Raw genomic sequence first — 5237 nt, 5'->3', positions numbered from 1 at the left:
TCGGCGTCGAGGATGCCCTTGATGATCATCGGGCCGTCCCAGAATTCGCGGATCCACTCCAGGTCCTTCCACGAGATCGACGGGTCGAAGTTGTTGCCCAGCCAGCCGATGTAGTCGGCAAGCCCGGTGGGGTTGCCACGGTATTTGGATATGTTGCCCAGGTCGTGCGGGCGGCCCATCACGCCGACGTCCCAGGCCCATTCGGGGTGGGTCATGGCTTGCAGCACGCGGCGCATCGGCCCGTTGGCACCGCTCATGCCGGAGTGGGCGTCGCGGTAGCGGGCGCCGGGCACCGGCATGTCGACGGTGAACACCAGGGTTTTCACCCCGGCGGCCTTGGCGCGCTCCAGGGCATTGCGCATGAAGCCGCGGTCCTTGAGCACGTAGAGCTGGAACCACATCGGCCGGTCGATGGCAGGCGCGACTTCTTCGATCGGGCACACCGACACGGTCGACATGGTGAATGGAATGCCATGGGCCGCTGCGGCGCGCGCCGCCTGCACTTCACCACGGCGGGCGTACATGCCGGTGAGGCCGACCGGGGCCAGGGCCACGGGCATGCTCAGGGTTTCGTCGAACAGCTGGGTCTGAAGGCTGAGCTCGGACATGTTCTTCAGCACGCGCTGGCGCAGGGCGATGCTGGCCAGGTCCGAGACGTTGTGGCGCAGGGTGTGCTCGGCGTAGGCGCCGCCGTCGGCGTAGTGGAAGAGGAACGGGGGCAGCTTGCGTTGGGCCGCGGCGCGATAGTCGGTGGAGGCGGAAATGATCATGGATTCTCGCAGCGTGGGTTGAGGGAGATGCCGGGCGCGCGCGGGCGCCCGGCCCCTTTCACTTTAGTGATGAACCAGCATGCCGGTCAGCCAATACGCCTGGATCAGGGTGATCAGGCCGACGATGGTGGCGAAGAACAGGCTGTGCTTGACGGTGAAGCGGAACAGGTCGGATTCCTTGCCGACCAGGCCGGTGGCAGCGCAGGCCACGGCGATGGACTGCGGCGAAATCATCTTGCCGGTCACGCCGCCGCTGGTGTTGGCGGCCACCAGCAGGGTGTCGTTGACCCCGATCTGGTGTGCGGTGGTGGCCTGCAGCGAGCTGAACAGGGCGTTGGACGAGGTGTCGGAGCCGGTCAGGAACACGCCCAGCCAGCCAAGGAACGGCGAGAAGAACGGGAACGCGGCGCCGGTGCCGGCCAGGACCAGGGCCATGGTCGAGGACATGCCCGAGTAGTTGGTGACGAAGGCGAACGCCAGCACCATGCCGATCGACAGGATCGGCCAGCGCAGCTCCCAGAAGGTTTCCTTGAAAGTGGTCAGACCAGTTTTGAAGTTGATCTTCAGCACCGCCATGGAAATCAGCGCGGAGAGGAAGATGGCGGTGCCGGTGGCGGAGATCGGGTCGAGCTTGAACACCGCTGGCATGGCGGTGGGCGCGCTGACGATCGGCGCGGTCTTGATCACCAGCTGGTCAAGGTGCGGGATGGCGAAGTTGAACACGAAGTTGTACATCGCGCCGCCCGGGGCGAAGGCCGCCTTGAACGGCTTCAGGGTCCAGATGGTGACCAGCACGGTGAGGATCAGGAACGGCGACCAGGCCTTGAAGATTTCGCCGAAGCTGTACGGGCTCGGCTGGCTGCCGCTTGGCTGTACCACGGCGGCGCCGACGCTGCCTTTGGCTTCGGCGAACGAGCGCTTGGGCTGCCAGACTTTGAGGAACAGGGTCAGGCAGATCAGGCTGGCCAGGGCCGAGGTGATGTCCGGCAGTTCCGGGCCGATGAAGTTGGAGGTGAAGTACTGGGTCACGGCGAAGCTCAGGCCGGCGACCAGGGCGGCAGGCCAGGTTTCCTTCACGCCGCGCAGGCCGTCCATCATGAACACCAGCCAGAACGGCACGAACAGCGACAGCAGCGGCAGCTGGCGGCCGGTCATGGCGCCGATGTGGAAGGCGTCGATGCCGGTGACCTGGCCGGCCACGATGATCGGGATGCCCAGGGCGCCGAAGGCAACCGGTGCGGTGTTGGCGATCAGGCACAGGCCAGCGGCGTACAGCGGGTTGAAGCCCAGGCCCACGAGCAAGGCGGCGGTGATCGCCACTGGGGCGCCGAAACCGGCCGCGCCTTCGAGGAAGGCGCCGAAGCAGAAGCCGATCAGCAGCACCTGCAGGCGCTGGTCGTCGGTGATCGACAGCACCGAGCTGCGGATCACTTCGAACTGGCCGCTCTTGACCGTGAGTTTGTACAGGAACACCGCGGCAACGATGATCCAGGCAATCGGCCAGAGGCCGTAGAGGAAGCCGTAACCTGCGGCGGCGAGGGCCATGTCGACAGGCATCTGGAAGGCGAAGATCGCCACCAGGATCGACAGGCCAAGGGTGATGCTGCCGGCAACGTGGCCTTTGAGGCGGAACACGGCCAGGGCCAGGAAGAAGAAAACGATGGGGATGACTGCCGCCAGTGCGGACAGGCCAAGACTACCAAGCGGCGAATAGAGTTGTTGCCAGGTTTGCATATGGGGTAACCCCTAATTGTTGTTGGTCAGCACTGGCATTGGATAATTGGTAAGACCAATTTACAATGTCTGGTCGCTAGGTTAAAAGCGCTGTCGTCGGTGTGTCAATTTGTCCCGCGCAAAACTTTGCTCGCGGGCCGATGAATGGGCAGCTGATCGCCAGTGAAAATCACTGGCTGATGGGTGCTGGCGACGGCCGGATCGGCGAGAATAGGCGCCCCCTGAAATCTGCCGGGGGTTTGTGGAGAGCATGTGATGGTTTTTGATCAGGTCCGCCAACGGCGCCTGTCCGACGATATCGTCGATCGGTTGGAAGGGATGATTCTCGAAGGCACGCTGACCTCCGGGCAGCGGCTGCCGGCCGAGCGCGTCCTGGCCGAACAGTTCGGTGTGTCGCGCCCGTCACTGCGTGAGGCGATCCAGAAGCTGGTGGCCAAGGGCTTGCTGGTCAGTCGCCAAGGTGGCGGCAACTATGTGGCCGAGTCGCTGGGCTCGACCTTCAGTGACCCACTGCTGCAGCTGCTCGAGCACAGCGCCGAGGCGCAGCGTGACCTGCTGGAGTTTCGCCATACGCTGGAGGCTTCCTGCGCCTATTACGCGGCCCAGCGGGCTACCGAGCCGGATCGCGAGCGGCTCAAGGCGGCGTTCGATACCTTGCAGGATTGCTATGCGCGAGCCGATGAGGTGACGCGGGCAGAGGAGGGGGCGGCGGATGCGCGCTTCCACCTGGCGATTGCCGAGGCGAGCCACAATGCCGTGCTGCTGCATACCATTCGGGGTTTGTTCGACCTGCTCAAGCGCAACGTGGTGACCAACATTGGCGGCATGTACCAGCAGCGTAGCGAAACGCGCGACATGCTGATCAGCCAGCACCGCGAGTTGTACCTGGCGATTGTCGAGGGCAGGGCGGAGGATGCGCGGGAGGTGTCCAGCCGGCACATTCTGTATGTGCAGGAGGTGCTGGAAGAGGCGCAGGACGAGGCGCAGCGGGTGGCGCGGGCGGAACGGCGCAGCGGGCGTTGAGCTTTACCGGCCTGATCGCCGGCAAGCCGGCTCCCACGCAAGACATGTGCTGTCCCCTGTGGGAGCCGGCTTGCCGGCGATAGGGCCGCTGCAGGCTAAAGAAGTCTTACTCTTCCTTGCCCTTGTTGCGCACCGCACGCTGCAGCTCGCGGTTGGAATCGCGCTCGCGCATGGTGTCGCGCTTGTCGAATTCCTTCTTGCCCTTGCCCAGCGCGATTTCGCACTTGATCAGGTGCTTGCTCCAGTACAGCGCCAGCGCCACGCAGGTGTAGCCCTTCTGCGCCACCGCCGCTTCCACGCGCTCGAGCTCGCGCTTGTTCAGCAGCAGCTTGCGGGTGCGGGTAGGGTCGGCGATGACGTGGGTGCTGGCGGCGGTCAGCGGGGTGATGTGGCTGCCGAACAGCCAGGCTTCGCCATCCTTGAGCAGCACGTAGCTGTCGGTCAGGTGCGCCTTGCCGGCCCGCAGGCTTTTTACTTCCCAGCCGGACAGGACCAGCCCGGCCTCGAACTTGTGTTCGATGAAGTAATCGTGTCGCGCTTTCTTGTTCTGCGCGATGGTCCCGGTCGGATGTTTCTTTTGCTTAGCCATAGGGGCGGCATTATAGGCAAGACACTGCGTCGTCGGCTACGGGATTTAGGTGAGCTTGAGCCACTGCGGTGAATACCGGACAATACAGCCCCTGTCATACGTACAGAACCTGTTTTCGGCACGCTGCGAAGCGCCGCCACCCAGCCTTGGAAGTGACGCCTGGATGACTACCCATATTCAACGCTCCGCCCTGCTGCCGTACCCTGCCCAGGCGCTCTACGATCTGGTCAACGATGTGGCCAGCTACCCGAAATTCCTGCCTTGGTGCTCGGCCTCGACGGTGATCGAAGCCAGCGACACGCACATGCGGGCCAAGCTGGAGGTGGCCAAGGGCGGCATGAGCCAGCAGTTCGTCACGCGCAATGTGCTGGTGCCGGGGCAGTCCATCGAGATGAACCTGGAAGAAGGGCCGTTTACCCAGCTGCATGGCCTGTGGGTGTTCAAACCGCTGGGTGAAAAGGCCTGCAAGATCAGCCTGGACTTGTCGTTCGACTATGCCGGGCCGATCGTGCGCGCCACCTTGGGGCCGCTGTTCAACCAGGCGGCCAATACCCTGGTGGATGCCTTCTGCCAGCGGGCCAAGCAGCTCAATGGCTGATTAGCCGCAAGCGCTTATCGCTTATATAGGCGCCCACAAAAAAGCCCGGACATGTCCGGGCTTTTTCATGTCGCCTGCATTTACTGCGGCGAGGTTTCCAGCGGTGCTGGGGTCGGGACCGGCGTGGTCTCGATGGTATCGATTTCGCGCTGGATGGATTCTTCCACCGAACCTGGCTTGGCAGGTTTTTCTTCCGGCTGCGGCGCGGGCTGAGCGGGCTGGGTGGCCGGGCTGACCGTGGTGTCGCTGCTGCCGCCGAGGATTTCCTGGTCCTTGCTCACGCCGGGCATGAAGTCGCCGGACAGGCTGACCAGTTGGTCGCTCTCGTTGAAGAAGATGCTCATGCGTTCCTGCTGGCGTTGGCCGCCACCAGGCTGCAGACTGTACAGGTAGTCCCAACGGTTGGTGTTGAACGTATCCTGAATGAGCGGGTTGCCCATGATAAACCTTACTTGCCGGCGGGTCATTCCCGGGCGCAATTGGTCTATCATGTCCTGCGTAACGACATTGCCCTGCTGGATGT

The 5237-nt window shown here is 63.6% G+C and carries 6 protein-coding genes; 2 read left to right on the top strand and 4 right to left on the bottom strand.

Going from position 1 to position 5237, the window contains the following annotated elements; translation table 11 throughout:
- The coding region (gene lldD, locus B3E94_RS23855; RefSeq protein WP_286915479.1) for an FMN-dependent L-lactate dehydrogenase LldD at window positions 1-770 on the bottom strand (770 nt) is incomplete at its 3' end.
- 63 nt (window positions 771-833) lie between these two features.
- Complete coding sequence (locus tag B3E94_RS23850) at window positions 834-2504, bottom strand: lactate permease LctP family transporter (RefSeq protein ID WP_176517377.1); 1671 nt, start codon at window positions 2502-2504, stop codon at window positions 834-836.
- A gap of 255 nt (window positions 2505-2759) precedes the next feature.
- On the opposite strand from B3E94_RS23850, the gene B3E94_RS23845 reads away from it, so the two are divergent.
- Window positions 2760-3527, top strand: a complete 768-nt coding sequence (locus B3E94_RS23845; RefSeq protein ID WP_176517376.1) for an FCD domain-containing protein — start codon at window positions 2760-2762, stop codon at window positions 3525-3527.
- A gap of 106 nt (window positions 3528-3633) precedes the next feature.
- On the opposite strand, the gene smpB is transcribed toward B3E94_RS23845, so the two are convergent.
- Window positions 3634-4116 carry an SsrA-binding protein SmpB gene (gene smpB, locus B3E94_RS23840; RefSeq protein WP_016391772.1) on the bottom strand — a complete coding sequence of 161 codons (483 nt, stop codon included), beginning with the start codon at window positions 4114-4116 and terminating at the stop codon, window positions 3634-3636.
- Window positions 4117-4279: 163 nt separating this feature from the next.
- Here smpB and B3E94_RS23835 point away from each other — a divergent pair, with 163 nt between their 5' ends.
- Window positions 4280-4714 (top strand): type II toxin-antitoxin system RatA family toxin, encoded by a 435-nt coding sequence (locus B3E94_RS23835; protein ID WP_176517375.1) that lies wholly within the window; start codon window positions 4280-4282, stop codon window positions 4712-4714.
- An 80-nt stretch (window positions 4715-4794) separates the two neighbouring features.
- Here B3E94_RS23835 and bamE read toward each other — a convergent pair.
- A partial coding sequence (gene bamE / locus B3E94_RS23830) for an outer membrane protein assembly factor BamE (protein ID WP_286915478.1) occupies window positions 4795-5237 on the bottom strand: 443 nt, incomplete at its 5' end.

The organism is Pseudomonas sp. UBA6315, assembly GCF_002438125.1.
Classification (GTDB): domain Bacteria; phylum Pseudomonadota; class Gammaproteobacteria; order Pseudomonadales; family Pseudomonadaceae; genus Aquipseudomonas; species Aquipseudomonas faucium.
Note: the sequence above shows the minus strand (reverse complement) of the source record. Positions and strands in the feature narration are given on the sequence as shown.

What these genes read in the sequence shown, in the direction of transcription:
- B3E94_RS23835 (WP_176517375.1), top strand. Translation starts at nt 4,280, where the DNA reads ATGACTACCCATATTCAACGCTCCGCCCTGCTGCCGTACCCTGCCCAG.
- B3E94_RS23850 (WP_176517377.1), bottom strand. Translation starts at nt 2,504, where the DNA reads ATGCAAACCTGGCAACAACTCTATTCGCCGCTTGGTAGTCTTGGCCTG.
- B3E94_RS23845 (WP_176517376.1), top strand. Translation starts at nt 2,760, where the DNA reads ATGGTTTTTGATCAGGTCCGCCAACGGCGCCTGTCCGACGATATCGTC.
- smpB (WP_016391772.1), bottom strand. Translation starts at nt 4,116, where the DNA reads ATGGCTAAGCAAAAGAAACATCCGACCGGGACCATCGCGCAGAACAAG.